The 25,654-nt window shown below is 60.6% G+C and carries 26 protein-coding genes; 15 read left to right on the top strand and 11 right to left on the bottom strand.

What is annotated here, in order from left to right; genetic code table 11:
- The 4 genes from queA to NDI87_RS07355 all read left to right on the top strand — a co-directional run.
- Positions 1–906: tRNA preQ1(34) S-adenosylmethionine ribosyltransferase-isomerase QueA (gene queA / locus NDI87_RS07370; protein ID WP_296274338.1), on the top strand; the 906-nt coding region annotated here is incomplete at its 5' end.
- A gap of 119 nt (positions 907–1,025) precedes the next feature.
- Positions 1,026–2,231, top strand: coding sequence for a tRNA guanosine(34) transglycosylase Tgt (gene tgt / locus NDI87_RS07365; RefSeq protein WP_296274342.1), 1,206 nt, complete (start codon positions 1,026–1,028; stop codon positions 2,229–2,231).
- Between the two features lie 59 nt (positions 2,232–2,290).
- Positions 2,291–3,454 carry an ATP-binding protein gene (locus NDI87_RS07360; RefSeq protein ID WP_296274337.1) on the top strand — a complete coding sequence of 388 codons (1,164 nt, stop codon included), beginning with the start codon at positions 2,291–2,293 and terminating at the stop codon, positions 3,452–3,454.
- Positions 3,455–3,459: 5 nt separating this feature from the next.
- Complete coding sequence (locus tag NDI87_RS07355; RefSeq protein WP_296274335.1) at positions 3,460–3,828, top strand: hypothetical protein; 369 nt, start codon at positions 3,460–3,462, stop codon at positions 3,826–3,828.
- Between the two features lie 137 nt (positions 3,829–3,965).
- Here NDI87_RS07355 and NDI87_RS07350 read toward each other — a convergent pair whose 3' ends face one another.
- The 6 genes from NDI87_RS07350 to NDI87_RS07325 form a co-directional block, all read right to left on the bottom strand.
- Positions 3,966–4,328, bottom strand: a complete 363-nt coding sequence (locus tag NDI87_RS07350) for a cupin domain-containing protein (protein ID WP_296274333.1) — start codon at positions 4,326–4,328, stop codon at positions 3,966–3,968.
- Between the two features lie 55 nt (positions 4,329–4,383).
- Positions 4,384–5,322 carry a cysteine synthase family protein gene (locus NDI87_RS07345; RefSeq protein WP_296274331.1) on the bottom strand — a complete coding sequence of 313 codons (939 nt, stop codon included), beginning with the start codon at positions 5,320–5,322 and terminating at the stop codon, positions 4,384–4,386.
- The gene (locus NDI87_RS07340) at positions 5,319–5,612 is read right to left on the bottom strand and encodes a GYD domain-containing protein (protein ID WP_296274329.1); all 294 of its coding nucleotides are present in this window, start codon (positions 5,610–5,612) and stop codon (positions 5,319–5,321) included. Before NDI87_RS07340 ends, NDI87_RS07345 begins: the two co-directional genes overlap by 4 nt.
- A gap of 501 nt (positions 5,613–6,113) precedes the next feature.
- Positions 6,114–7,382, bottom strand: a complete 1,269-nt coding sequence (locus NDI87_RS07335) for an FIST N-terminal domain-containing protein (RefSeq protein ID WP_296274327.1) — start codon at positions 7,380–7,382, stop codon at positions 6,114–6,116.
- Positions 7,383–7,413: 31 nt separating this feature from the next.
- A complete protein-coding gene (locus tag NDI87_RS07330) occupies positions 7,414–8,103 on the bottom strand; it encodes a PhaM family polyhydroxyalkanoate granule multifunctional regulatory protein (RefSeq protein ID WP_296274325.1) in 690 nt (229 codons plus the stop codon).
- A gap of 71 nt (positions 8,104–8,174) precedes the next feature.
- A complete protein-coding gene (locus NDI87_RS07325; protein WP_296274323.1) occupies positions 8,175–8,696 on the bottom strand; it encodes a copper chaperone PCu(A)C in 522 nt (173 codons plus the stop codon).
- 169 nt (positions 8,697–8,865) lie between these two features.
- Here NDI87_RS07325 and NDI87_RS07320 point away from each other — a divergent pair, with 169 nt between their 5' ends.
- From NDI87_RS07320 to NDI87_RS07290, 7 genes are all read left to right on the top strand, one after another.
- Entirely contained in the window at positions 8,866–9,279 is a 414-nt protein-coding gene (locus NDI87_RS07320; protein ID WP_296274322.1) for a VOC family protein, read from the top strand.
- A gap of 15 nt (positions 9,280–9,294) precedes the next feature.
- Positions 9,295–9,891, top strand: a complete 597-nt coding sequence (locus NDI87_RS07315) for a MarC family protein (RefSeq protein ID WP_296274320.1) — start codon at positions 9,295–9,297, stop codon at positions 9,889–9,891.
- A gap of 34 nt (positions 9,892–9,925) precedes the next feature.
- Complete coding sequence (locus tag NDI87_RS07310; protein WP_296274318.1) at positions 9,926–11,026, top strand: DUF3108 domain-containing protein; 1,101 nt, start codon at positions 9,926–9,928, stop codon at positions 11,024–11,026.
- Between the two features lie 57 nt (positions 11,027–11,083).
- Positions 11,084–11,392, top strand: a complete 309-nt coding sequence (locus tag NDI87_RS07305) for a DUF3567 domain-containing protein (protein WP_296274317.1) — start codon at positions 11,084–11,086, stop codon at positions 11,390–11,392.
- A 91-nt stretch (positions 11,393–11,483) separates the two neighbouring features.
- On the top strand, positions 11,484–12,095 hold the full coding sequence (locus NDI87_RS07300) for a LysE family translocator (RefSeq protein ID WP_296274315.1): 612 nt from the start codon (positions 11,484–11,486) through the stop codon (positions 12,093–12,095).
- 18 nt (positions 12,096–12,113) lie between these two features.
- The gene (locus NDI87_RS07295; protein ID WP_296274340.1) at positions 12,114–13,049 is read left to right on the top strand and encodes a DMT family transporter; all 936 of its coding nucleotides are present in this window, start codon (positions 12,114–12,116) and stop codon (positions 13,047–13,049) included.
- A complete protein-coding gene (locus NDI87_RS07290; protein WP_296274313.1) occupies positions 13,046–14,257 on the top strand; it encodes a PLP-dependent aminotransferase family protein in 1,212 nt (403 codons plus the stop codon). Before NDI87_RS07295 ends, NDI87_RS07290 begins: the two co-directional genes overlap by 4 nt.
- 48 nt (positions 14,258–14,305) lie before the next feature.
- Here the strand turns inward: NDI87_RS07290 and NDI87_RS07285 are convergent, their stop codons facing one another.
- The 5 genes from NDI87_RS07285 to NDI87_RS07265 form a co-directional block, all read right to left on the bottom strand.
- Positions 14,306–17,365, bottom strand: coding sequence for an EAL domain-containing protein (locus NDI87_RS07285; protein WP_296274311.1), 3,060 nt, complete (start codon positions 17,363–17,365; stop codon positions 14,306–14,308).
- Between the two features lie 97 nt (positions 17,366–17,462).
- Positions 17,463–18,008: a TIGR01841 family phasin gene (gene phaP, locus NDI87_RS07280; protein ID WP_296274308.1), complete on the bottom strand. Its 546-nt coding sequence runs from the start codon at positions 18,006–18,008 to the stop codon at positions 17,463–17,465.
- Positions 18,009–18,183: 175 nt separating this feature from the next.
- A complete protein-coding gene (locus NDI87_RS07275; RefSeq protein WP_296274306.1) occupies positions 18,184–19,077 on the bottom strand; it encodes a DMT family transporter in 894 nt (297 codons plus the stop codon).
- A complete protein-coding gene (locus NDI87_RS07270) occupies positions 19,077–19,922 on the bottom strand; it encodes a creatininase family protein (protein WP_296274305.1) in 846 nt (281 codons plus the stop codon). Before NDI87_RS07270 ends, NDI87_RS07275 begins: the two co-directional genes overlap by 1 nt.
- Positions 19,923–19,963: 41 nt before the next feature.
- Positions 19,964–20,311 carry a zinc ribbon domain-containing protein YjdM gene (locus tag NDI87_RS07265; protein ID WP_296274303.1) on the bottom strand — a complete coding sequence of 116 codons (348 nt, stop codon included), beginning with the start codon at positions 20,309–20,311 and terminating at the stop codon, positions 19,964–19,966.
- 50 nt (positions 20,312–20,361) lie between these two features.
- Here NDI87_RS07265 and NDI87_RS07260 point away from each other — a divergent pair, with 50 nt between their 5' ends.
- The 4 genes from NDI87_RS07260 to NDI87_RS07245 form a co-directional block, all read left to right on the top strand.
- On the top strand, positions 20,362–20,721 hold the full coding sequence (locus NDI87_RS07260; RefSeq protein ID WP_296274301.1) for a DUF167 domain-containing protein: 360 nt from the start codon (positions 20,362–20,364) through the stop codon (positions 20,719–20,721).
- Positions 20,722–20,777: 56 nt separating this feature from the next.
- Positions 20,778–22,919, top strand: a complete 2,142-nt coding sequence (locus NDI87_RS07255) for a thioredoxin family protein (RefSeq protein WP_296274299.1) — start codon at positions 20,778–20,780, stop codon at positions 22,917–22,919.
- A 57-nt stretch (positions 22,920–22,976) separates the two neighbouring features.
- Positions 22,977–24,092, top strand: a complete 1,116-nt coding sequence (gene hemE, locus NDI87_RS07250; protein ID WP_296274297.1) for a uroporphyrinogen decarboxylase — start codon at positions 22,977–22,979, stop codon at positions 24,090–24,092.
- A gap of 362 nt (positions 24,093–24,454) precedes the next feature.
- A partial coding sequence (locus NDI87_RS07245) for a DEAD/DEAH box helicase (protein ID WP_296274295.1) occupies positions 24,455–25,654 on the top strand: 1,200 nt, incomplete at its 3' end.

The raw sequence follows: 25,654 nt of genomic DNA, 5'->3' as shown, positions 1-25,654 counted from the left end.
TTCAACGACACCCGGGTCATGAACGCGCGCCTGTTTGGCGCCAAAGCCAGCGGCGGCAAGCTGGAGTTGCTGATCGAGCGGGTGCTGGCTGGCAACCAGGTGGCGGCGCACATGCGCGTCAGCAAAAAGCCCGAGGTGGGCGCCACGGTCTCGCTCGTCAGCTCACCCGACTATCCCGATCACCTGAGCGCCACGCTGCTGGGGCGCTGGCCCGATGCCGATGGCCCGCTGTTTCGTTTTGTACTGTCCAACGACGCCGGCGACGACCCCTACACCCTGATGGCACGCCACGGCCATGTGCCGCTGCCGCCCTACATCACCCATTCCGATTCAGCCGAGGATGCCCAGCGCTACCAGACCGTGTTTGCCAAAAACCTGGGCGCGGTCGCCGCGCCAACGGCAGCGCTGCATTTTGATGAAGCGCTGTTTGAGCGGATTGATGCCATGGGCGTGCAGCGCGCCCATGTCACGCTGCATGTGGGCGCGGGCACGTTTCAACCGGTCAAAACGGAAAACCTGTCCGAGCACCAGATGCACAGTGAGTGGTACGAGGTGCCGGCAGCCACCCAGCAGGCGATTGCCGACTGCCGCGCCCGCGGTGGCCGCATCGTGGCGGTCGGCACCACCACGGTGCGCACGCTCGAATCCTGGGCCTTGAGTGGCCTGACGACCGGAGATACCAGCATCTTCATCACGCCGGGCTTTGAATTCAAGTTGGTGGACGCACTGGTCACCAACTTCCACCTGCCCAAGTCGAGCCTGATGATGCTGGTGAGCGCTTTTGCTGGTTATGACCACATCATGGCGCTCTATGCCCATGCCATTCGCGAAAAATACCGTTTTTTCAGTTACGGTGACGCCATGCTGCTGACGCGAACCGCTGGCGCTCAAGGCTTGGCTAAATAATTCACCCCGGCAAGCCCCGGCAGGGATCAAAGACAATACCGCCCAAGTTCCTCTCGACCGCCATGACACACTCCCACCCACACGACCATCCACACCCGCATCCGCACCCAGCCCAGCCGGTGATTCAATTTGACCAACTCCGCACCGACCCCCCGGTGCCCGAGACCGGCTATGCGGGCAGCCATGCCCGCCGTGGCACGCTCACGCTCAACCACGGCATGGTGCAAACCCCGATCTTCATGCCGGTCGGCACCTACGGCACGGTCAAGGGCGTGATGCCGAGCAGCCTGGAAGACATGGGCGCGCAAATCATCCTGGGCAACACCTTTCATCTGTGGATGCGCCCGGGGCTCGACGTGATGCAGAGCTTTGGCGGCCTGCACGACTTTGAGCGCTGGACCAAGCCGATCCTGACCGATTCGGGCGGCTTCCAGGTCTGGAGCCTGGGCGCGATGCGCAAGATCACCGAGGAAGGGGTGCACTTCTCCAGCCCGGTGAACGGCGACAAGCTGTTCATGTCGCCCGAAGTGTCGATGCAGATCCAGACCACGCTGAACTCCGACATCGCCATGCAACTCGACGAGTGCACGCCCTACCTGTCGGTCGAACCCAAAACCAAGGGCCAGAAAACGACCGAACACGAGGCCAGGACCTCGATGGAAATGAGCCTGCGCTGGGCCAAACGCAGCCAGGCTGAATTCGAGAGGCTGGGCAACCCGAACGCGCTGTTCGGCATTGTGCAGGGCGGCATGTTCGAGGGCTTGCGCCAGGAGTCGCTGGAGCAGCTGGTGGCGATGGACTTCCCCGGCTACGCGGTCGGCGGCGTCAGCGTCGGTGAACCCAAGGACGAGATGCTGCGCATCATGGCGCACACGCCGCACCGCCTGCCCTGGCACAAGCCGCGCTACCTGATGGGCGTCGGCACCCCCGAGGATCTGGTCGAAGGCGTGGCCCAGGGCGTGGACATGTTCGACTGTGTCATGCCGACCCGCAACGCTCGCAACGGCACGCTGTTCACGCGTTTTGGCGACCTGAAAATGCGCAACGCGCGGCACAAGGCCGACCACGGCCCGCTCGACAGTACCTGCAGCTGCTACGCCTGCAAGGGCAGCGTGCGCCCCAACGGCAGCATCAGCGGCGGCTTTAGCCGGGCCTACCTGCACCACCTGGACCGCTGCGGCGAAATGCTGGGCCCGATGTTGGCCAGCATCCACAACCTGCACTACTACCTGAACCTGATGCGCGAGGTGCGCGCCGCACTCGATGCCGGTACCTTTGGCGCGTTCCGCCAGCAGTTCAAGGTCGACCGGGCCCGCGGCGTGTGAATTTATCCTTGCAAATCATGGAATGAAACTCCATAATTGCAAGGATGTTTACACGCCACTTGCTGCCTTTACTCGCCGAAGAACTCCAGCACTCTCCCGCTGTTGCCCTGCTGGGACCGCGCCAATCAGGCAAAACCACATTGGCGCTGGAAGCTGCCAAATCGACCCCGAGTCTCTATCTCGACCTGGAATCCGAACGTGACCGCGCGAAGCTGGCGCAACCTGAACTCTACCTTTCCGATCACCTCGACAAACTGGTGATCCTTGACGAAGTGCACCGTGCACCCCATCTGTTTCCCGTGTTGCGTGGTTTGATCGACCAGGCCCGCCGCGCCGGGCGACGCGCGGGCCAATACCTGCTGCTGGGCTCGGCCGCGCTGGATTTGCTGCAGCAGTCCGGCGAAACCCTGGCCGGGCGCATTGCCTACCTTGAACTGGGTCCCCTCAACTTGCTGGAAACCGGCACGGCACTGCATGACGCCTTGTGGTTGCGCGGCGGTTTTCCCGAGAGCCTGACCGCACCCAGCGATGCGCGCAGCCTGCGCTGGCGGCAAAACTTCATCCGCACCTACCTGGAGCGTGACATCCCGCAGTTTGGACCACGCATTGCTGCTGATACGTTGCGCCGCTTCTGGACCATGCTGGCGCACCACCAAGGCGGCCTGCTCAACGTGGCGCAACTGGCGCGCAATATCGGCGTGGATGTCAAAACCGCGCAAAGCTATATCGACTTGCTTTGCGCCTTGCTGCTGGTGCGCCGCCTGCCGCCCTGGCACGCCAACACTGGCAAACGCCTGGTCAAGTCCCCAAAAGTCTATGTGCGCGACAGCGGACTGGTGCACGCCCTTCTTGACATCGAGACCAAGGAAGCCTTGCTGTCGCACATGGTGCTGGGCGCCAGTTGGGAGGGCTTCTGTATTGAAAACTTGCTGAGTTGCGCGCCCGCCAGCGTGCAAGCCTATTTTTACCGCACCAGCGGCGGTGCCGAAATCGACCTGCTGCTGGTCTGGCCAAGCGGCGAGACCTGGGCCATCGAAATCAAACGCAGCTTGAGCCCCAAGCTCGAGCGAGGCTTTCATGCCGCGTGCGCCGACCTTTCACCCGCGCGTAAACTGGTGGTTTTCCCGGGCACTGAGCCCTTTCCAATGGGCAACGACGTGGTGGCCATGCCACTGGCGAGCCTGTGTCAGGAACTGGCATTCAAGTCCAATCCATCACAATGAGCCCCATGACGCTACCCCTGTTTTCCCATTCCTGGCTCGTCAACACCCGGCTTGATGAAGGTTTCGTAGCCCGAAAATGCCTTGAATTGGCCGAACAAGCCATCCCATATGACCTGGACGCCTGGCTCGCCAAAAATGCCTTGCTGTTGAGCCTGGCCGCCAGCTGGGACGGCTTTGCCGAGTTGGCGCCGCTGTTTGACGTGCAAGCCTTTGAGGTGCCCTTTACCGCCAAGGCCCACGACCAGTTGCGCGCCGAGAACGACAAAACTGTGGCCAAACTCTTTGGCATCGGTGATGCCGAGTTCAGCCACTTGCTGGGCAGCTTCAAGGGCATGGCCACCAAGCGGCCCGAGTATCTGGCGCTGCTGCAATAACGTGATCGCTGCACAGATCTATTTGCCGGTAAAAACCGTCAGCACCCCGGCCCATTTCTTCCTTGCTGAAGGCACGCAGGGTTTGCAGCCGAACGCTGCCACCGATGCGTCATCAGGCTGAATCAATAAGCACGGGTTTATTTCTCCGTCCCTGTGGGCGGGCCGGTCAAAATGTGCAATGAAACGTACGGCTCATCGCCCTCGACCCAACTGTCATGCGGGGTGGCGGTGATGTAAAACGCCTGCCCCGGCAAGAGGTCGAGTCGTTTGCCATCCTCATACAGCACGACACCGTGCCCCGATAGCACAACGCCAGTGTGCGGTGCATGACACAAAAGCGTGCCCACCGAGGGCGCGTTATGCAGCGACCACTTCCAGCCCGGCTGGTAGGTTGCACGCCCGAGACTTACCCCGGCGAGATGAACGATTTCGAAGCGGCCGCGGGGGAACTCCCGGACCTCATCGGGCTGGTCGAATTTCTTGAGTGCTGTCTCTGCCATGTCGCTGACCTTTCTTTTGTTTGGCCCAAGGTGCCTGAGCAGGCTGCCTGCGTTGTCAGGTACCGGGCTGGCTGCTATACACATCGGTACTCAGGTAGCGCAGCCCCGAGTCAACAATGACGGTGGCCACCGTCGCCCCGGGGCCCAGGCGCCGGGCGATGCGGATCGCCGCCACCACGTTGGCGCCGGACGATGTGCCCGCAAAAATGCCCTCCTCGCGCGCCAGGCGCCGCGTCATCTCCTTGGCCTCGGCCGTCGTCACAGTCAGGATTTCATCGACCAGTTCGGGCTGCCACAAGGGTGGCATAAATCCGATGCCGATGCCTTCAATCTGATGTGATCCCGAGGCTTGTCCGGACAGCACGGCCGATTCTGCCGGTTCGACGGCAATGCATAAGATGGTGCCACTGTGTTTTGACAGGGCGCGCATGGCGCCATGAATCGAGTGCGCCGTGCCGACCGACTGCACGAAAGCATCAATCTGTCCGCCGGCCTGCTGCCAGAGCTCTTCGCCCAGAGGCGGATAGCCTTCAATGGCATCATGGTTGTTGAGTTGATCGCAATACCAATGGCCCGGGCGCAAACTGATTTGGTCGGCGGCGCTGATCATGGCCTTGATCAGCTCGGCGGTGATCTTCCTGTTGTCACTGGGCACGAGGTTGATGTGCGCCCCGAAGGCCTGCATGGTGCGCAATTTCTCCTCGCTGAAGGCATCGGAAAACACCACCTCCAAAGCATACCCTTTGGCGGCACACACCAGCGCCAGCGAGATGCCGGTGGTACCCGCTGTGTACTCCACCACCGTGCCGCCCGGCTGCAACCGGCCGTCGGCGGCGGCGCGCTCAATCGCCGCCTTGGCCATGCGGTCTTTCATGCTCCCGGTCGGATTGGTCGATTCCAGCTTGACAACGACGCGTGCCGCGCCGCTTGGCACGACCTTCTGGAGTTGCACCAGCGGCGTGTTGCCAATGGCATCAAGAAGCGTACTCTTCATGCCAGTCTGGCAAGCACTCCAGCCATCTCATCCTTATTGAAGGCACGCATGGTTTGCAGCCGCACATTGCCAGCCGATCCAATGGCCACAGCGAAAGCCGCAGCTGAAGCGTCGTCGGGGGCCTCGATGATCGCCACCAGGTCATATTGCCCCAGAGTCCAGTAGATTTGTGTCATCTTCGCGCCAAACTTGGCCGCCGCCGCTTGAACGGCATCGGCACGCTTGGTACTGTCCTTGACGCTGCGAATACCCTGGTCGGTAAAATTGGACAGTGCAATGTAAGTCGCCATGAATGTTCTCCTTCAGGTAGCAGGGGCCTAAGACCTTGCCTTGAACAGACCGGCGATAGCCCCGTTACGCAGGTCAAAGTGATCTTCATGAGTTTTTTCAATCAGGCCTGCAGCATCGGACGGAGATACCTGCAGTCTGAGCCACACGTTGCGCGTTAATATTTTGAATGTCAATCTATCGTCCCCATTGACCACGCTGTCAGTAATGGTAATGAAAAGGCCCTGCCCCTCTCCTTGGTGATGCTGCGCAGTGCCAGTCAGAGCAACATGGTCACCGCCTCATCATGGTCAAAATTCCTTCTGGTTTTGAGAGCCTTGCGCTGCCGGGCGTTCACCCTTTCAATGGCGTTGGCAATAGCCGCCATACGCTGACTTTTTTAGCTGCTTGCAGATGTTTTTGAAGGACTTACACCCGCTGGAACAGCGCATCAGTCTGGTCACCAGCACCGGCATATCTCAGATGAACCAGCAGTCTGGGCTTGCGCAAGTTTGGATCAATCCCTATTTGCCGGTAAAAACCGTCAGCACTCCGGTGTAGCCGTACAGGTGGTGGCGGGCAATCTCGCCACCGGCAAAAAAACCGACCAGCGGCACGTCACCCAGGGCACGGCGAATGATTTGCAGCTCGGCACTGTCGCCGCCAAAATGGGCACCGCCACGGCCAGAGCAGCTCACATAAATGGCGCCGGCAATGGCACGCGCCGGGTGCGGGGCGGCTTCAGCCTCGGATTGCGCCAGGGCGGCTGCCGTTTCGAGCGCCTGCTCCTGCGGCTCCAGTTCTTCACGAATTTCGGCGCAAATGCGCATCAGGTCGGCGCGCGCCGCCTGCGCGTTGCGCTGGCAAAAGGCCAGCTCCATGCCCTCGGTCACCACATCGGCCACCGCCACACCGGCGCGCGCGGGGTCCAGACCGATGATGTGGCGCACCAGCACATCCGGACCAAAATTACCGGTGCGGGTCACGGTTTGCGGCGCATCGTCCAGGGCGGCGGGCTCGGTCAGCCCGACCAGCGTGGCGCGCACCGCCTGCAGCGCCTCACGCGGTTCATCCAGCGTCACATTCAACTCGCGCAACATCACCTCCAGCGCCGGTTCGCCGTCCAGCGTCAGCACCACATTGCGTTCGGCAGCCGTCACGGTGTGGGCACGATGGATGGGCTGGCAGCCTTGCGTGACCCGTGACACCAATGTCACCTCGGGGCCAAAAGCCACGCCGCTCAAGCCCCCGCTGAACACACCGCTGGCCGCGCCCTGTCCCTTGACATTGCCGTTGCCAGACACCGCAAACTGCACCGCCTTGCCGCGGCTGGCGGCCAGGCCGCCAAACACGTAGCCGGAGTCGGTGCGTGCGGCAAGCTCTTCAATCAGCTCGGCCACATCGGGGGCCTGGCCGTCGGCGTGCACCAGCGCGGTGTGCGCCTCGAACGCCAGCCCCAGCGGTGCCACGCCGGAGAACACCCGGTACTGGTCGCTGGGCAGCTCGCACAACATCACGGCCAGTGCGGGCTCGTCAAAGTACTCGACGTTGTTGGAGGCAATGCCGACGCCCACGGTGCCAGACCAGTCGGTGATCTCGGGCAGCTCGGCGCTCAGGTGTTCCAGAATCTCCCGGGCATCGGCCGCATAATGGTCGGTGATGTAGAGCAGCGCCAGCGTCGGGCTGCCGGCATAGCCGTGCAGCGCCATCTGGGCGCGCAACTGGGCCAGCACCAGGTTGGCCGCCATGCCCCACTGCGGGTGGGTGGCGTGGCCATAGGGAAACAACTTCATGCGCGGGGCCCTGCAATTCGGATTCGCGGGCTTAACGACCCCGCGTGCTGGTTTTGGCAGTTGCTTTTTTGGCGGCCTTAGCCGGGACTTTTTTGGCCGGCGCCTTTTTGGCTGCGGCTGGCGATGTGGCGGCTGTGTCTTTGCCAACGCCTTTGCCCAGATTCATGGCGGTCGCTTTGCCGGCTTCCTTCATGGCACCTGCAGCAATATGCTGGAACTGCTGGGTGAGCGCCGTCCACAGCTGCATCGGGTCAACCAGACCTGCGGCCCCCGCAGCGGGGGCCGGCATTTTGGCCGGTTCTTCCTTCTTGTCAGCCACAGCCTGGGTTTTTTCTTCGGCCTTTGCCGCAACCATGGTTTCGGCTGTTTCCGCAACTTTATTCTGACTGGCCGCCACCGTGTCGGCGGTCTTGAGCTTGAATGCATTGGCCATGTCGCCCATGCTCAAGTTCATGCTTTTGAGTGTGGCCAGGGTGAGTTTCTGCACTTCAAGCGCCTGCACCGTGGCGCCCAGTGCCTTGGAATTTTGATCGAGCCAGAAATGCACCGCCTTGAGTTCATTGATGCGCTTGTCCAGCTCCTCTTCGTTGAGTGACGGCGCGATCCAGCTGGACATATTTGGCATTTGCGGCACGGTTTGTGTCGCGCCCTTGGTCAGATTCTGCAAAAAATCAAAACCGGGGACAAATTTGCCAAAGCCGGCGTTTTGTGAATCACTCATGTTGCTCTCCTAAAGGGGTGGTTGTCACGGCACAGGCAACAGCTTAACCCATTGCAACACCATACGAGGCGTTATTGCCTGGGGGCCGGCTGCATCCCCTGCATGTTGTGCATCGAATGGTCCATCGGCGTTGGCTTGACCATGGTCCCGGGCGCCGTGGCCGCGACAGGCACCTTGATCTCCATCCTGCTTTCCACACCCTTGGCATCCTTGAACACCAGTGTCAGCGGCAGCGTGCTGTCCTTGAGCAATGGCTGTTTCAAGTCCAACAGCATGACGTGGTAGCCGCCGGGTTTGAGCGCGACGGCTTGACCCGCCGGCAGCGCCAGGCCACCCTTGACCTCGCCCATTTTCATCACGCCGCCTTCCATCTTCATCTCGTGCACCTGCACCACGCCGGCCGCAGGGGAAGCAGCCCCGACCAGTTTGCCATCTGTTTTGGCGGTGAGCGTCATGAATGCACCGGTCGCCATTTGACCCTTGACGGTGGCACGTGCCCAGGCGGCTTGAACCTCAAGCACGGCATCGGCAGCCATCGCACCGGCAGTAGCGGAGAAAAAGGCAGCAGCAGCCAGAAGGGAATTGATTTTCATGGGGTTTCCTTGGGTGTATCCTGATTGGGTCGACGGCCGGATTGGCGCACTTGGCGCCGGTCAGCCAGGGTATGTTGCGCAACTTGTGCAGAAAATTCAGGGCGCGCGATTATGGCATTGACACAGCCCGGCAGGTCGCCCCTGCGCCGCGCCTGCTATTCTGTCGGCCATGAACAGCTTATTTCACTTCGCCTTCAACGTCACCGATCTCGACCTCACGCGCCAGTTCTATGGCGGTGTGCTGGGCTGCCGCGAAGGCCGCAGCACGGCCACCTGGGTCGACTTTGACTTTTTTGGGCACCAACTTTCGATGCATCTGGGCGAACCTTTCAAGACCGCACCCACCGGTCATGTGGGCGAGCACCTGGTGCCCATGCCGCACTTTGGCGTAGTACTGGCGCTGCCCGACTGGCAGGCGCTGGCGTATCGCCTTGAGCAGGCCCGTATCGACTTCATTCTGCCACCGCAATTGCGCTTTGCCGGTCAGCCGGGCGAGCAATGGACAATGTTTTTTTGTGACCCGTTTGGCAACCCGATCGAGGTCAAAGGCTTTGCTTCGCTTGACGCGCTTTACACCACTTGAATTGCTTGCAGTGCAATGAATTACACCTTTGCTTCAGCCACTATTTTGCTGATCCTGATCACCGATCCGATCGGCAACATCCCGATTTTTGCCAACGCCCTCAAACACGTGACACCCGAGCGGCGCGCGCGCGTGATTCTGCGCGAGGTGTTGATTGCCTTTTTGCTGTTGCTGACCTTCATGTTCATCGGCGAAAGTTTCCTGCGGGTGATGAACTTGAGCGAGCTGTCGCTGCAGATTGGCGGCGGCGTGATCCTGTTCTTGATCGCGCTGCGCATGATTTTTCCACCACCCAAGGTGGAGTCGGACGAAACCCTGGGCGAACCGCTGATCGTGCCGCTGGCCATTCCCGCCATCGCCGGCCCGTCGGCGCTGGCCACGGTGCTGCTGCTGGTGTCGCAAGCGCCCGAAAAGCGGCTGGAATGGATTGCCGCGCTGTGTGTCACGATGAGCGTGAGTGCGGTGGTGCTGGTGTTGGCCGAGCGCATCCAGCGCGTCGCCGGCGATCGTTTTGTGGTGGCACTGGAGCGCCTGATGGGCCTGGTGCTGGTGGCGGTGTCAATTGAAATGCTGCTGCGCGGGATCAAAACCTTCATCACCCAACTGGCGTGAAGCTGTAACGCCAGAGCCAGTTGAAGCCTGCATCATGACCTTGAAAACCTGGTTAAGCCTGGGCCTGCTTGTCTTGCTGGTGCACCTGGTACTGCTGCAAAAAATCCCCCTGAAGCTACCTGCGTCGCCCCAGGAAGGCAGCCCGAGCTTTGCCACACGCACGGTGGTACTGGCGACTTCTTCCAAACCAGTCCCCAGCAAAGCGGCCGCCATTCAGGGCAAGCCAGCCCGGCGAACAGCCCCTCAATCCAAACCAATACCCCAGCCGGTCACAGCGCCCGCGCCTTCAGGTCTGGCAGACATCAGTTCAACAATGGCAGCAGCCGACACCACCGCTCGGGCCGCAGAACCCACGGCTGAGCCTATCGCCAGTCCGGCCTCAGCTCCGGGCAGCGCCCCCACCCCGGCAGCAGAGCAGGCCCTTGCGATCGCCAAGCCAGCGCCCGTGATTGAAGCAGGACCCGTTCTGCAAGTCCAGAAAGTGACCTTTCGCGCCGACGGTTTGCCGGGTTCCGTCAAACTGGCGTATCGGGTTGATGCCAACAAGTTCCCCTTCACGCTGCGCAGCGCGCTAATCTGGCAGCACGATGGAAGCAGTTACCAGGCGCATCTCAGCATCCATGCTTTTGGGCAATCACGGGTGCAGACCAGCCGCGGAACGATTGATCAACTGGGTCTGGCGCCCGAGCGCTTCTCTGACAAATACCGTAGCGAGTTAGCCGCGCATTTCAACCGTGCACAGGGTATGGTGAGCTTCAGCGCCAACACCCCCAGCATCCCCTTGCAAACCGGCGCCCAGGATCGTCTGAGCGTGCTGGCGCAACTTGCGTCCCTGGTTGCCAGCGCGCCCCAAGGCTTCAGTCCCGGCACCACGCTGCAGGTGCAAACCATTGGCCCCCGAAGTGCTGACATCTGGCTGTTCACGTTTGGCAACATGGAAACCCTGGAACTGCCCGGCGGGACCCAACAGGCCTTGAAACTGGTGCGCCAGCCACGCCAGACCTATGACCAGAAACTCGAGGTCTGGCTGGCGCCCGGCCTGGCTTACCTGCCCGCGCGTATCCGCATCACCGAAGCCAATGGTGATTACGTGGATCAGAAATGGGAAGCATCTGAAGCCGCCGTCGGCCCTTGAAATCCCTCAATTTGCAACCAGCTTCACGATTATCTGGATTCATGGATAATTTGACGCATGCACACGCTTTACGACTCTGAGACCTATTCTGTCACCCACATGCTGGCCAACGCCGTCACGGCAGACGTTCAACCGGGTGACATGAAGGCGGGCGAGCAACTGCTGATCGTGCCGCAACTGGTACGGCACGGCTTTGAGATTGTCGATAAGCGCGCCAACAAAGAGGTGTACCTCGATGGCTCCTGGGCCGAGTTGTTTCAACAGCAAATTTCCGCCTGGCAGAGCAAAACGCCCACTCAGGAAGAAGTGGAAGACACGCTGGAGCAATACGCTGAACTGGCGCAAAACCCGGTCGTGGTGCACTGACGTGCTGGGCCCTCCGGTTTTTCTTTGAATCACCCTCACCTGACGCCATCCTGCGTCCGCTTGCGCACCATGGGCTTGATGTGATCACTCCATGAGCGGCGCAGAAATCACGGCCCTGTTGATGCTGTGCACGGCTGTGAGCTTCACGCCAGGCCCCAACACCACGCTTTCCACCGCGCTGGCGGCCAACTTTGGCTTGCGTCGTGCGCTGCGTTTTGTGCTGGCTGTGCCGGTCGGCTGGGGTCTGCTGCTGAGCCTGTGCGCCAGCGGCGTGGGCGCGTTGGTGGTGAGCCTGCCACCGCTGCGCCTGGGCGTGAAAGCGACCGGCGTGGCTTACCTGATCTGGCTGGCCTGGAAGCTCTGGCATGCCCATCAGTTGTCCCAGGCCAATGCCAATCAGCTCAACGTGAGCTTCTGGCAAGGTGTGATGCTGCAATTTCTCAACATCAAGGCCTGGATGCTGGCGCTCACCGTGGTGGCCGGCTGGCTGGCCGGGCGCGCCGATCTGTGGCAACGCTTTGCGGTGGTGCTGCCGCTGCTGCTGGCTTTTGCCCTGGCAAGCAACCTGAGCTACGCGCTGGTGGGCACCCTGCTGCGCCAGTGGCTGGCCGACCCGGCGCATGGTGGGCGGCGCTTGCTCTGGTTCAACCGCTGCATGGCGGCCGTGCTGGTGGCCACGGCGATCTGGATGGCCACGGTTTAGACCGGCTGCGGCATGCCCATGATCACCATGAAACGTGAAACCCTCGGCATGTGGCTGGGCGTGCTGGGTGTGGCCATCTTTGCAGTAACCCTGCCCATGACGCGGCTGGCCACGGGCACGGCCGAAGCACCCCAACTCTCGCCCTGGTTTGTCACTTTTGGGCGAGCCGCGCTGGCCGGGGCGCTATCGCTGGTGTTTCTGGGGGTGACCCGATCTTCCCTGCCCACACCCGCACAACGCAAGCCCTTGGTTATGGCGCTGCTGGGTAACGCCATCGGCTACCCGCTGTTGCTTGGTTTTGCATTGCGCCTGGTCACGTCGGGGCACGCCGCAGTGGTGACCGCACTGCTGCCCCTGGCCACGGCGGCGATTGCCGCCTGGGTGCTGCACCAACGGGCACGCCTGGGTTTTTGGGTCTGCGCGGGGCTGGGCAGCGTACTGGTGGTGGTGTTTTCGCTGCTGCGCGCGCACCAGCAGGGTCACGGTTTTGGCTTTGAGTGGGCTGATTTGCTACTGCTGGGTGCTGTGCTGGCGGCCTCCACGGGCTACGTGTACGGCGCCCAAGTCACCCACGCCCTGGGTGCCGAGCGCGTCATTTGCTGGGTTTGTGTGATGGCGCTGCCTGTCACCCTGCCCGGCGCGCTGCTCACCTGGCCAGCGCACAGCGTCAACCCCTCGGCCTGGCTGGGCCTGGTTTACGTGGGCGTGTTTTCCATGTGGGCGGGCTTTTTTGCCTGGTACCGCGGCATGGCCATGGGTGGTGCCCTGAAAGTGAGCCAGACGCAACTGCTGCAACCTTTCCTGAGCATTCTGGCGGCCGTTCCCATCCTGGGCGAACCGCTGGAATGGGTAACATTGGCGTTTGCGCTGGCGGTGATGGCCACCGTGTTTTTGGGCAAGCGTTTTTCTGCATCGCCCCCAGTTTTTTCCAGAACGGCAAAGCAATCTTCATGACCACCTCCCATTCCCCCTGGCATCTGGCGCGCCGCGCCGCACGCATGAACCCCTCGGTCATTCGCGAAATCCTGAAGGTCACCGAGAAGCCGGGCATCATCAGTTTTGCCGGCGGCCTGCCCTCCAGCAAGACCTTTCCTGTGGCCGAGTTCGAGGCCGCCTGCGCCAAAGTGCTCAAGGATGACCCGTCCGGCGCCCTGCAGTATGCCGCCAGCGAGGGCTTCGGCCCACTTCGCGACATGGTGGCCGACATGCTTCCATGGAACGTCGACCCGGCGCAGGTGCTGATCACCACCGGCTCACAGCAGGGGCTGGATCTGGTGGCCAAGGTGCTGATTGACGCCGACAGCAAGATTCTGGTCGAGTCGCCCACCTACCTGGGCGCGGTCATGGCCTTCATGCCGATGGAGCCCCGGGTGGTGAGCCTGGCCAGTGACGAACACGGCGTGGTCATCGCCGACCTGTCGCAAAAAACCATTGACGCCCGTTTTCTTTACGTGCTGCCCAATTTTCAAAACCCCACCGGCAACACCATGTCCGAGAGCCGCCGGGCTGCGCTCAGTGAACTGGCAAGCCAGCGGGGCTTGCCCCTGATTGAAGACAACCCCTACGGCGACCTGTGGTTTGACACACCGCCGCCCGCGCCGCTGACCGCCCGCAATCCGGAGGGCTGCATTTATTTGGGCTCGTTCTCCAAGGTGTTGGCACCGGGCCTGCGCCTGGGCTTTGTGGTGGCACCCAAAGCGGTTTACCCCAAACTGCTGCAAGCCAAGCAGGCCGCCGACCTGCACAGCCCCGGTTTTAACCAACGCATGGTGGCCGAGGTCATGAAAGACGGTTTTCTGGAGCGCCATGTACCGACCATTCGCACGCTGTACAAAGCGCAGCGTGATGCCATGCTGGAGGCACTGGCACAACACTTCCCCAATGCCAGCAGCCAGCCCGATCAATCGCTGACCTGGAACACCCCCGCGGGCGGCATGTTCTTGTGGGCGCGCCTGCCCAAAGACATGAGCGCGGTTGATTTGCTGCCCTTTGCCGTCGAACAAGGTGTGGCCTTTGTGCCTGGTGCGCCGTTTTACGCCGACCATGGCGACGAGCGCACCCTGCGTTTGTCGTTTGTGACACCCAGTGTGGACGAGATCCACCGCGGCGTGGCGGCATTGGCGCGGGCGTTGAAAACTTATGCAGCCAGCCTGCCTGGCTAAAATGTTGTCATGTCAGTCGCATGAATCATGCTGGTGACAGGCTGGCGCTCAATAGGCGTCTGCCCCGGCGCTGGCCAAGCCCCACACCGGGTTCGCCTGCCAGCGCTGCAGCCATTGCGGAAAATCCTGCGCCAGCATGGGCCGTGCAATGGCATAACCCTGGCCGAGTTCACAGCCCATTTGCAGCAGCAAATTGCCATGTGCAACGGTCTCGACCCCTTCGGCAATCACCCTGCGCTTGAACGCTGCCGCCAGGCCGATCACACCCTGCAAAATGGCCAGGTCATCCGGGTCATCCAGCATGTCATGGACAAAACTCTGGTCAATCTTGAGCGTGCTGACACGCAGGTGCTTGAGGTAGCTTAAAGAGGAATACCCCGTGCCAAAATCGTCCAGCGCGAACAGCACGCCCATCTGTTGACAGTCTTCAATCAATTGCGAGACCCCGGCAAGGTCATTCAGGGCACTGGTTTCCAGTATCTCAATTTCCAGCTGCGCAGGCCGGACCTGCGGGTGTGCTGCCAGCAAACCACGCAGGCGCGCGACAAAATTGTTTTGCTGGAGTTGCCTGGCGGCTACGTTGACACTGACGCTGATGCTGTCAGGCCGGACCAGCCCCTCGTTCTGCCAGCGCGCGATTTGACTCAAAGCCGCGTTGATCACCCACTCACCCACCTCCACCGCCAGCGCATGCTCCTCAATGACCGGTAAAAACTGGGCGGGTCCCAGCAAGCCCTTGTCAGGGTGTTGCCAGCGGATCAGGGCTTCGACCCCGAACACGGCACCGCTGCGCATATTGACTTTTGGCTGGTAATAAAGCACGAATTCTTTGGCGACCAAGGCCTGGCGAATACGCTCAAGACTTTCAAAATGGCCCCGCGTCGTGCGGTCTTGCTCGGCATCAAAGAAGTGAAAGCGGTTTTTCCCGGCAAGTTTGGCCTGGTACATGGCCTGGTCGGCCTGGCGCAGCAACTGGTCGGCTTCCAGCGACTCGGCCTGAGGGTAAAAGGTAACGCCCAGACTGGCGGAAACTTGCAACGTCACGTTGCCCAATTGAACCGGCTCGGCAGCAGCAGCTAACAAGCGACTGAGCAAGGGCGCCGACGCCTGGCTCTCTTTGAGGTCAATCAGCACTGCCACAAATTCATCGCCACCCATGCGCGCCAGGGTGTCACCTTCGCGCAGCGCCTGCTTCATGCGACTGGACACGTGTGTGAGCAGTCGGTCGCCGAGCTCATGACCATGGCAGTCGTTGATGCTCTTGAAACCATCCAGATCAAGATAAACCACCGCCAACTGCTGGCTGCGCCGGATGCTTTGCGTCATGGCCTGATGCAGACGGTCTGCCATCAAGACCCGATTGGGCAGCCCGGTAAGCACATCGTAGTGAGCCATGTGCTCGAGTTCGCTTTGGTGTTTCTTGATACCGGTGATGTCCGAGAACAAAGCGACAAAATTCCGCACCTGGCCCTGGGCATCCTGAACCGCCGAGATGTTGAGCATGGCGGCATAGTCCTCACCGTTTTGGCGCTGGTTCCAGATTTCACCGTACCACTGGCCGTCACGGTTCAGATTGCGCCACATGGCCTGGAAAAACGCTGGCGGCTGGCGATCTGATCGCAGGAGTTGCGGTGTTTGCCCCAGCGCCTGCTCACGCCTGTAACCGGTGATGCGGGTAAAAGATTCGTTGACATCGACGATCACCCCGACGGCATCGGTGATCATGATGCCCTCACGGGCATGGGTGAAAACATTGGCCGTGAGCAGCAATCTCTCCTGGGCTTTTTTGCTTTCGGTGATGTCTTCCGAAATACCCAGCAAGTATTTTGCATGTCCCCGGCTGCCAAGAATGCCAAACTTGCGTGTGTGCAGCACACGCCGTCCCTGCTTCGCGGTAAGAATGGTTTCCTCGGGGATGTCAAGTGCACCGGCTTCACCTTGCAGCACGTCACGGTCCTGTTGCATGAACTGCGCAGCCTGCTCGGCCGGGAAAAAATCAAGGTCGTTTTTGCCAATCATGTCCTGCCGGTCGTGACCCAGCAGCGCTTCACCCGCACGGTTGAAGAGGACAAAACGCAAGTCAGATTCTCTCTTGAGGAACACCACCAACGGCAGGTTTTCGACGATGGCTTCCGTCAGTGCTTTGGATTCCTGCAGGGCCTGTTCGGCTTGTTTGCGCTCGGTGATGTCACGCAAAAAAGCCATCAAACGGCCGCCTTCAATCGCCAGGTATTGAATGCTGACTTCCACGTCAAAGACCTTTCCGTCCTTGCTGCGATGTTGGGTCTCAAAGCGATCGCCACCCGTCGCCATGATTTTTTGGATATGCGTTGCGATTTCCGCGCTGGACCTCAACGCATCAAGCTCAGTGATCTGCATGCCTAACAGTTCCTGAACACTGTACCCGCTCATGCGCACATAGGCCTGGTTGACTTCAAGCAGGCGTCCCTGCAAATCTGCCATCCAGAAACCGTTCATGGCCGTTTGCAAAATGGCGCGATGCTGTGCTTCACTTTTGCGCAGCGCTGCCACAGACTGGATTGCCGCATCCTGACTGGTCAGGACTTTACCCATCAGCAAGGTCAGCAGCGGAAAAGCCAGCAGAATGGGCAAGCCAATGGTTTGCAGGGTCTGCCAGGCCAGGGGCGTCGGCAGTGACAAAAAAAGCAACAACTCAGTCACATGAACCAGCAAACCAAGCTGCAATAGCCGAGTTGCATGAATGGGCAGGTCCCGGCGCAGCCATTGACGATGGAAATACAGGCCCCACACTGCCGAGGCAAGAATGACCAGACCCCCCGTATAAAGACCCACACCGCCCAAAGCGATGCGGTAGGCCAGCGCCAGGGTGACCGTGACACTGGCCGCCAGGGGACCAAAGAACAAAGCGCACAAACTGATCATGACCGAGCGCGCATCAAAGATCAGCCCCGGCCCCAGCACCAGGGGGTTGGCCATCCCGATCAGCGTGGCTGTGCCAAACAGCAAGCCCTGCAACAGGGCTTGCTGGCGCTCAGACCAATGAGCTTGCCGGAGAAACCCTGAGATCAACACCATGGCGACCAGAATGGCCATGTTGTAAGTGAGCTCAAGGGCGGCAGAAAGCACTGTTTATTCTTCTAGGTACTTGAAATTGGCGTTCATTCTATGCGCCAAAAAAAGGCACCCAAAGGTGCCTTTCAGACTGCCAACAGGCAGTGGGTAATCAAGCCTTCTTGGCAACAGCAGCAGCTGCGCTCAGCGCTTGCTCGGTCACGGCAGCCATGTTGCTTTCAGCCACGGCCAGGGCCTTTTTGGCCGAGCTTTGAGCAGAGTCAATGGCGGTCTGGCTGGAAGCCAAAGCGCTCTTGAACACAGCCACAGCCGACTCGGTACCGGCCGGTGCGTTTTTGGCCACGTTTTCAACCACCTGGTTGAACGCTTTTTGCGCTTCAGCAGCCTTGCCTTCAAAGGCTTTGGTGAATTCAGCGCCGGTTTCAACAGCAATGCCATACACGTGACGGCTGTAAGCCACCGACTTTTCGGCCACAGGGGCGACCAGGCCGGTTTGCAGGGCAAGGGCTTGCTGCAGGTCTTTGACAGCCAGTGCAGCTTGGGCATTGCTGAAAGACTCGGTCATCAAGGCCTTGGCGGCGGCCATGTTCAGGTCAACCAGCTTTTCGAAGCCAGCGAAAGATTTGGTGGCGAGCGCCTTGGTGGTCTCGAAAGCGGCTTGGTTGGAGGCAGTGATTTGGTCAGCAGTGATAAACATGATGAGTTCCTTTGAAGTGGGTTAATTGCGTTGCAAGGTCCGGGTGAGTGGTTTATGTTGCAGTGCAGCATGGGTTGAATTATAGGGATAACCCGCGCCTGTGCAAGTCTTTTTTGTTGCAGTGCAGCACAATAATTAGGGACTCACCTCTAACCGGGTCAATCCGGCTGGACGCCTAACGCCACAAAATCAGCGCCGTTCCCACCACCGTCAGCACCGCACCCAGCCAGGCCCCGGGGGCAGGCGCGCGTTTGAGCTGCAGCCACAGCAGCGGCAATACCAGGATGGGCGACACCGAGGACAAAATGGCAACCATGCCGACATCGCCTTTCTCCAGCGCCAGCAACACCAGCGTCATGCCAATGCCCATGGCAATGAAACCATTGAGGCCGGTTTGCGCCAGCACCCGCAGCGTGGGCGGCTGGCTGGCGCGTGCGGCCTGAAAACCCGCCAGTAACAACACCGCGTGCGCGACTGTGGCAACCGTGACGCGCACCGCCGAGGCCATGATCGGGTCCACCTGCTGCGCCATCACCGGCTTGGCGATCAGCGAGCCCACGGCCTGGCACAGCGCGGCCAGCAAAGCCAGCGCCACACCCAGCCCCACATGCCCACGGTCAGCCTCCCAGGCATGGGTTTCACCCTTGTGACGACCCAGCAGAATGGCCAGCATCACGCCTGCCAGCGTCAGCAACCCGCCCACCAGGGCCTGCAAACTCATGCGTTCATCCAGCAGCACGAAGCCCAGCACCGCACTGAAGGCGGCGTGGGTGGCAAAAAGCACGCCCGCGCGGCGCGGCCCAAGCCGGTTGATGGCCGAAAACAAAGCGGTGTCACCGATGAAAATGCCGATCAGGCCACTGACGGCCATGATGCCCCAGGCGTGCCCATCGAAACTGTGCCAGCTGCCCTGGACAGCCACCACCGCCCACAGCATGAGGGCCACCATGGCCATGCGCCAGCGGGTAAAGGCAAAGGCGCCCAGATGGCGCGACGGCATGACCGACATCACACTGCCCACCGCCCAGCAGGCAGCCGCCCCCAGCGCCAGCAGGTCGTGGAGTGCCATTACCCGAGCGCGGGTTGTGGCAACAGGGTGTCGGCTGGCAAGCGGTCAATTTCAGCCAGCAGCCTGGCCAGCGCCAGCCCGGCAGCATCGACCATGGATTGGCCTTTTTCAGCCGTGGCTCTGGCCGCATCGCCGACGGCCCCGGCCGGGTTGTAGTCCTGGGTTTGCCAGCCCAGTTTGGCGCTTTTGCCGTTGCCCAGAATGTCAAAGCGGCTGGCACGCGCCTGCGCCGCCGAGACAAAGTTTTGCGCCTGACGCATATCCACATGGGCGGGGTCAAGCGCCAGCATCATCGAGGTCTCGATGGCACCGCCATGGATGCCAAAGCGGTGTTCTTCGGCACTGAACAAGGCATTGACATCATGGCCGTGCGCATCGCGCAAGGGCAAATTGAACCAGCTCACGCTGTACACCAGCATGTCAAGGCGCGCACGCAGGTCGCGCGCCACCAGATCCATCACACTGACATTGCCACCGTGGCTGTTGAACAGCACCAGTTTGCTGATGCCAGCGGCCGCCACCGACTCGGCAATGTCGGTCCAAAGCCGCAGGATGGTCTCGTTTTTCAGGGTCAGCGTGCCGGGAAAGCGCGCATGCTCGGGGCTCAAGCCGACACATTGCGTTGGCAGAAAAAGCACGGGCAACTCAGTTGGCAGATGGTCCAGCGCAACGTTCACAATGCCATTGACAAGCACGGTGTCCACGCTCAGCGGCAAATGCGGGCCATGCTGCTCGGTTGCCGCCACCGGCAATACCGCGATGGTGCGCGGCGCGACGCCATCGGCGCGCATGCATTCAAAGTCAAGCGTTGTCCAGTCAGCCCAGAAGCGTGAAGAGGTGGTCATGGTGGGGTTGCAGTGAATGCAGCGTGACAAAAAATTGCGGCTCAGGCCTTTTTCATGAACTCGGCCTTGAGCATGAACGCGCCCTGATCGGTCTTGCAGTCGACCTCATGGTCACCGGCGCCTTCGGACAAGCGGATGCCTTTGATCTTGGTGCCCTTTTTCAGCACGATGGACGAGCCCTTGACCTTCAGGTCCTTGATCAGAATCACCGTGTCGCCATCAGCCAGCGGGTTGCCATTGGCATCCTTGACCGGGCCGCTGACGTCCTCGCCGGCCTCAGGGGACGCTGCCTGGGGCCATTCAAAACCGCAATCCGGACACACATAGTTGTCACCGTCCGGGTAGGTGTTTTCAAGGGTGCATTGGGGGCAGGCGGGTAAAGTGGGCATGGTGGGGCCGCATAAAAGAAACAGATTGTAGAGCTCGCTATCATTGCACCATGCCTCCAAAACGTGCCCGCTATCTCACTGGTGACTCCTTCTTTGCCTGGGATGGCGATGTGCTGGTGGTCAATATCCTGGGCAAACCCAGCGCCAGCAAGGATGCGATTGGCAAGCCTTTTGGCAAGCAGCTCAAGGTCAGCGTCACCGCGGCACCAGAGGCCGGACGCGCCACCGACCATATGCTGCGCTTTCTGGCACCGCACTTTGGCGTCAGCGCCTCGGACATTGAGGTGGTGTTTGGTCGCATGAATGTCAACAAACAATTGCGCATCACGGCACCAACCAAACTGCCTGCTATCTTTGGCAGCCAGGCTGACCAGCCGTCGCTGTTTTCCTCCGATAGAACTGTTCTCTGAACCACCCACCGGCTGACCCGCGGAACTTCAAGACTTACACTGTCTCCTACAACGCCATGAACCTCCTGAACCGCCTGACGCGCCCGCTCACTGCGCTATTTTCCATCGCTCTGTACGCACTGACAACAAGTGCCAGCGCACAGGAGAGTCCTAAAAACACCGTCACCACCGAGCAGATTCAGGCCGAGTTGGTGGCCCACGCGCCCGACGGCGTGGACCCAGGCAAGACGGTTTGGGTCGGACTGCAACTGCGCCATCAGCCAGATTGGCACACCTACTGGAAGAACTCCGGCGACTCCGGCCAAGCCACCCGTCTCAGCTGGACACTCCCCACCGGTGTGCTGGCTGGCGACATTGCCTGGCCACTGCCGGTCAAGATTCCGATTGGCAACCTCGCCAATTACGGTTACGAAAACACCGTGCTGTTGCCGGTGCCACTGACCATCACGCCCGACTTCAAGCCCTCAGTGGTGAACCCTGAACTCGCCATCAAATTGCAGGCCAGCTGGCTGGTGTGCAAGCTCGAATGTGTGCCGCAGGACGGCGAATTCGTGCTGCGCATTCCGGTCAAGGGCTCTACCGCCATCCATGGTGCCGCCTTCGATGCCGCCTTAAAAACCCAACCTCAGGCGCTCAAAGAGGCGGGCAGCATTGCCATTGAGGGCCAGACGCTCAAAGTGTCTGTGGCTGGGCTGCCTGTCGGTCTGCAGGGAAAAAACCTGGACTTTTTCCCGGAAACGCCCGAAATCATCGAGACCGCTGCCCGCTGGAAACAAAGTTGGCAGGGTGAGGTGTGGACGGCTGAGGTGCCGCTCTCGCCCCACCGCAGCGCCAGCCCGGAGGTCATGCCGCTGGTGCTGGCCGGGAAAATGGGCAACGAGCGCCTGGGCTTTATCACCCAGGCCAAAGTGAGCGGTACCTGGCCCGCCATGGTGCCACTGTCTCTTTCCGGCGCAGCGACAAGCAGCCCACCCATAAGTGTGTCCTCGAACCTGCCCGTTTCTCTCTGGATGGCCATGCTGGGTGCCCTGCTGGGCGGCATGATTCTGAACCTGATGCCCTGCGTGTTCCCGGTGCTGGCCATCAAGGTCGTCGGTTTTGCCCGTCATGGCAGCAACCAGCGCCGCCAGCGCGTCGGTGGTCTGGCCTACAGCGCGGGGGTGGTGCTGACATTTGTCGCGCTGGGCGCGCTGATGCTGGTGCTGCGCAGTGCCGGCGAACAATTGGGCTGGGGCTTTCAGCTGCAGTCACCGGCCGTGGTGGCAGCGCTGGCAGTGCTGTTCACTGTGATCGGGCTCAATTTGGCCGGTTTATTCGAATTTGGCCAGTTTGTACCCAGCAGTGTGGCCATGCTGGAGGCCAAAAATCCGTCAGTCAATGCGTTTTTGTCAGGCATCCTGGCGGTGGTCATTGCCTCACCTTGCACCGCACCTTTTATGGGAGCCTCACTCGGTCTGGCACTGGCTTTGCCCGCAGCACAGGCGCTTACGATTTTTGCCACCCTGGGTCTAGGCATGGCACTGCCCTATCTGGCGGCCAGTTGGTCGCCAGCACTGGCCCGCAAATTGCCACGCCCCGGGGTATGGATGGCCACTTTCCGCCACGCCATGGCGTTCCCCATGTTTGCCACCGTGGTCTGGCTGGTCTGGGTGCTGGGCCAACAAAGCGGCATCAACGGTGCAGCGGCCCTGCTGGCGCTGCTGCTGAGCCTGGCACTGGTGATCTGGGCGCTGGGTTTGCAGGGTCGCAGCCGCATGGTGATGGCGACAGTTTCACTGGCGGCGCTCGCTTTTTTGGCTGGTTCCATCGGCCAAAACGTCATCAAGCCTTTGGAAAGCAACAATGCCACAGCCAGCACAGCGCTGTGGCAGCCCTGGGCGCCGGGCAAGGTGGACCAGGTGCTGGCGACTGGCACACCCGTGTTTGTGGACTTTACCGCCGCCTGGTGCGTGACCTGCCAGTACAACAAGTCCACCACACTGGCGAATAAAGAGGTATTGGCCGACTTTGCCACCAGGCAAGTCACACTGTTGCGTGCCGACTGGACGCGCCGTGACGCCGCCATCACCGCCGAGTTGGCGCAGTTGGGGCGCAACGGTGTGCCGGTGTACGTGCTGTACCAGACTGGCCGCGCGCCCGTGGTGTTGTCTGAAATTTTGTCGGTATCCGAAGTGCGCAGCGCGCTGGCAACGCTCTAGAAGCTGGATTTGTCAGCCTGCCGCATTTTGGCTATGTCGGAATGCGACAATCGGCTCATGAATTCGACGACCACCCCCTCCTCTTTCGCACCCCTCAAGAACGACACCTTTCTGCGCGCCTGTTTGCGCCAGGCCACCGACTACACGCCCATCTGGATGATGCGCCAGGCCGGGCGGTTTTTGCCTGAATACCGCGCCACACGTGCCAAAGCAGGCAGTTTCATGGGGCTGGCCACCAACACCGACTTTGCCACCGAAGTCACGCTGCAACCCCTGGAACGTTTTCCGATTGATGCCGCCATTTTGTTCAGCGACATCCTGACCGTGCCCGATGCCATGGGTCTTGGGCTCTCATTTGCCTTGGGTGAGGGCCCCAAATTTGCATTCCCCGTGCGCGATGAAGCCGCTGTGGCCAAATTGCAGGTGCCTGACATGGCCAAGCTGCGCTATGTATTTGACGCTGTCACCTCGATCCGCAAAGCGCTCAATGGCAAGGTACCACTGATCGGTTTCAGCGGCAGTCCCTGGACGCTGGCCTGCTACATGGTCGAAGGCGCGGGTTCGGACGACTACCGTCTGGTGAAAACCATGATGTACAGCCGCCCAGACCTGATGCACAAGATGTTGCAGCTCAATGCCGACGCGGTGGCGCTCTACCTCAACACCCAGATCGAAGCCGGCGCCCAGGCCGTGATGATTTTCGACAGCTGGGGCGGCGTGCTGGCCGATGGCGCGTTCCAGGAATTCAGTCTGGCCTACACGCGCCGTGTTCTGGCGCAATTGCACAAAGAATACAACGGGGCACGCATTCCCAGCATCGTCTTCACCAAAGGCGGAGGCCTGTGGCTCGAAGAAATGGCACAACTGGACTGCAATGTGCTGGGCGTGGACTGGACCGTCAACCTGGCCAAGGCGCGCGCGCAAGTGGGAGGCAGCAAGGCGCTGCAGGGCAACCTGGATCCCAACGTGCTCTTTGCCCAGCCCGCGCAAATTGAAGCTGAAGTGATCAAGACCCTCAACGCTTTCGGCACCCCGCACCGTGGCGCTGGCACCGGCCCGACGCACATCTTCAATCTGGGACACGGCATCAGCCAGCACACTGCGCCTGAGCATGTGGCCGCATTGGTGCAAGCCGTGCACCAATATTCACGCCAAATGCGCGTTGCAGGTTGACGGATTGCGCCCGCACAAACAAATCGCGCACAAGTCAGACAGCTAGCACCTTTTTGTCTTTTTTACCACCCCAGACGACAAAAAATTTGCTTACTTATGCACAAAATCAGAGATGGAATGATGTGCGCTTCTTTTTCTCTCAGGGCTTACCCTTAAAGCCAAAAAAAACATAAGTTATTGATTTATATAGGTTTTAAATTCTGCCTTTTTTCTAAGCAAGCTAACAAAAGCCTTGATTTGCAAGGCTTGGCAATGCTTCTTGGCGCTTTATCAACAAAGTTATCCACAGAAAATCTGGATGACTTATAAAAGCTCTCAAAATCAAGCACTTATCGCTTTTTCCGCAAGTTCACTTGAACAAAATGCCCCAACCACCAGCCCCTGGAAACTGCTTGACACGGGTGCTGGTGCATACCCCGGCGCACAGCCAGATGGCCGGTGCACTCAGTTATTGGAGCGAGACCCCCTTGCCTCCAGGCACCTTGGTGCGTGTGCCGCTGGGACAACGCGAACTGCTGGGCATCGTGTGGCCCGTCGGCTCGACGGCGGCATCTGACGCGGCACTTGATCCGGCCAAGCTGCGACCGGTGACTGCTGTCCTGGACGCCATGCCGCCCTTGAGCTCCCACTGGCGTGACTTGATCCGCTTTGCCGCAAGCTACTACCAACGCGCTGCAGGTGAGGTGGCACTGGCTGCCCTGCCGCCACAACTGCGTGACATGAGCAGCGTCCAACTGGGGCGCCGACTCAAAAAATTAGCCAAGGCGGCGGCAAACTGCACCCAACCCGAGGTCAACCCAGCCGCAGAGACCGACACGGTTCCGGCACCACAACCAGATGCTGCGACCACAGCCGTTGTGCTGACCCAGGAGCAGCAGCAGGCCATCAGCCAGTTCCACCAGCAGCCCGGCCCATTTCTGTTGTTTGGCGCCACCGGCAGCGGCAAAACCGAAGTCTTCATGCATTGCACTGCGGCGCTACTGGCCAGCAGGCCCGAAGCGCAGGCGCTGGTCATGGTGCCAGAGATCAACCTGACACCCCAGCTCGAAGCGCGCTTCAAAGCCCGTTTTTGCCCGCTGTACGGCGCCGATGCGGTGGTCTCCATGCACAGCGGCATGACGCCGGTACAACGCCTGAACAGCTGGCTGGCCGCCCACAGTGGAGCGGCGCGCGTGGTGCTCGGAACCCGCATGGCGGTATTTGCGTCAATGCCGCAACTGCAACTGATCGTTGTCGATGAAGAACACGACCCGAGCTACAAAAGCAGTGAGGGGGCGCGCTACTCGGCACGCGATCTGGCCATTTACCGGGGCCACCTGGAAGGGGCCAAGGTCATGCTGGGTTCGGCCACGCCATCACTGGAAAGCTGGCACCACAGCCGCCCGGCCGAAGAGGGCGGGCGTTACCTGAGGCTGGAAATGCCGAGCCGGATTGGCCGCGGTCAGTTGCCGCTGGTGCGTCGGGTCGACATGAACCACCAGCCCAAGTCCTGCATCATCTCTGCGCCCTTGCTGGCGGCGATCACCCAGCGCATTGCCAGGGGTGAGCAAAGCATGGTGTTT

This window comes from Rhodoferax sp., assembly GCF_023701345.1.
Taxonomy (GTDB): domain Bacteria; phylum Pseudomonadota; class Gammaproteobacteria; order Burkholderiales; family Burkholderiaceae_C; genus Rhodoferax.
The sequence above is the reverse complement of the archived record's forward strand: the minus strand, read 5'-3'. Positions and strand labels throughout refer to the sequence as shown.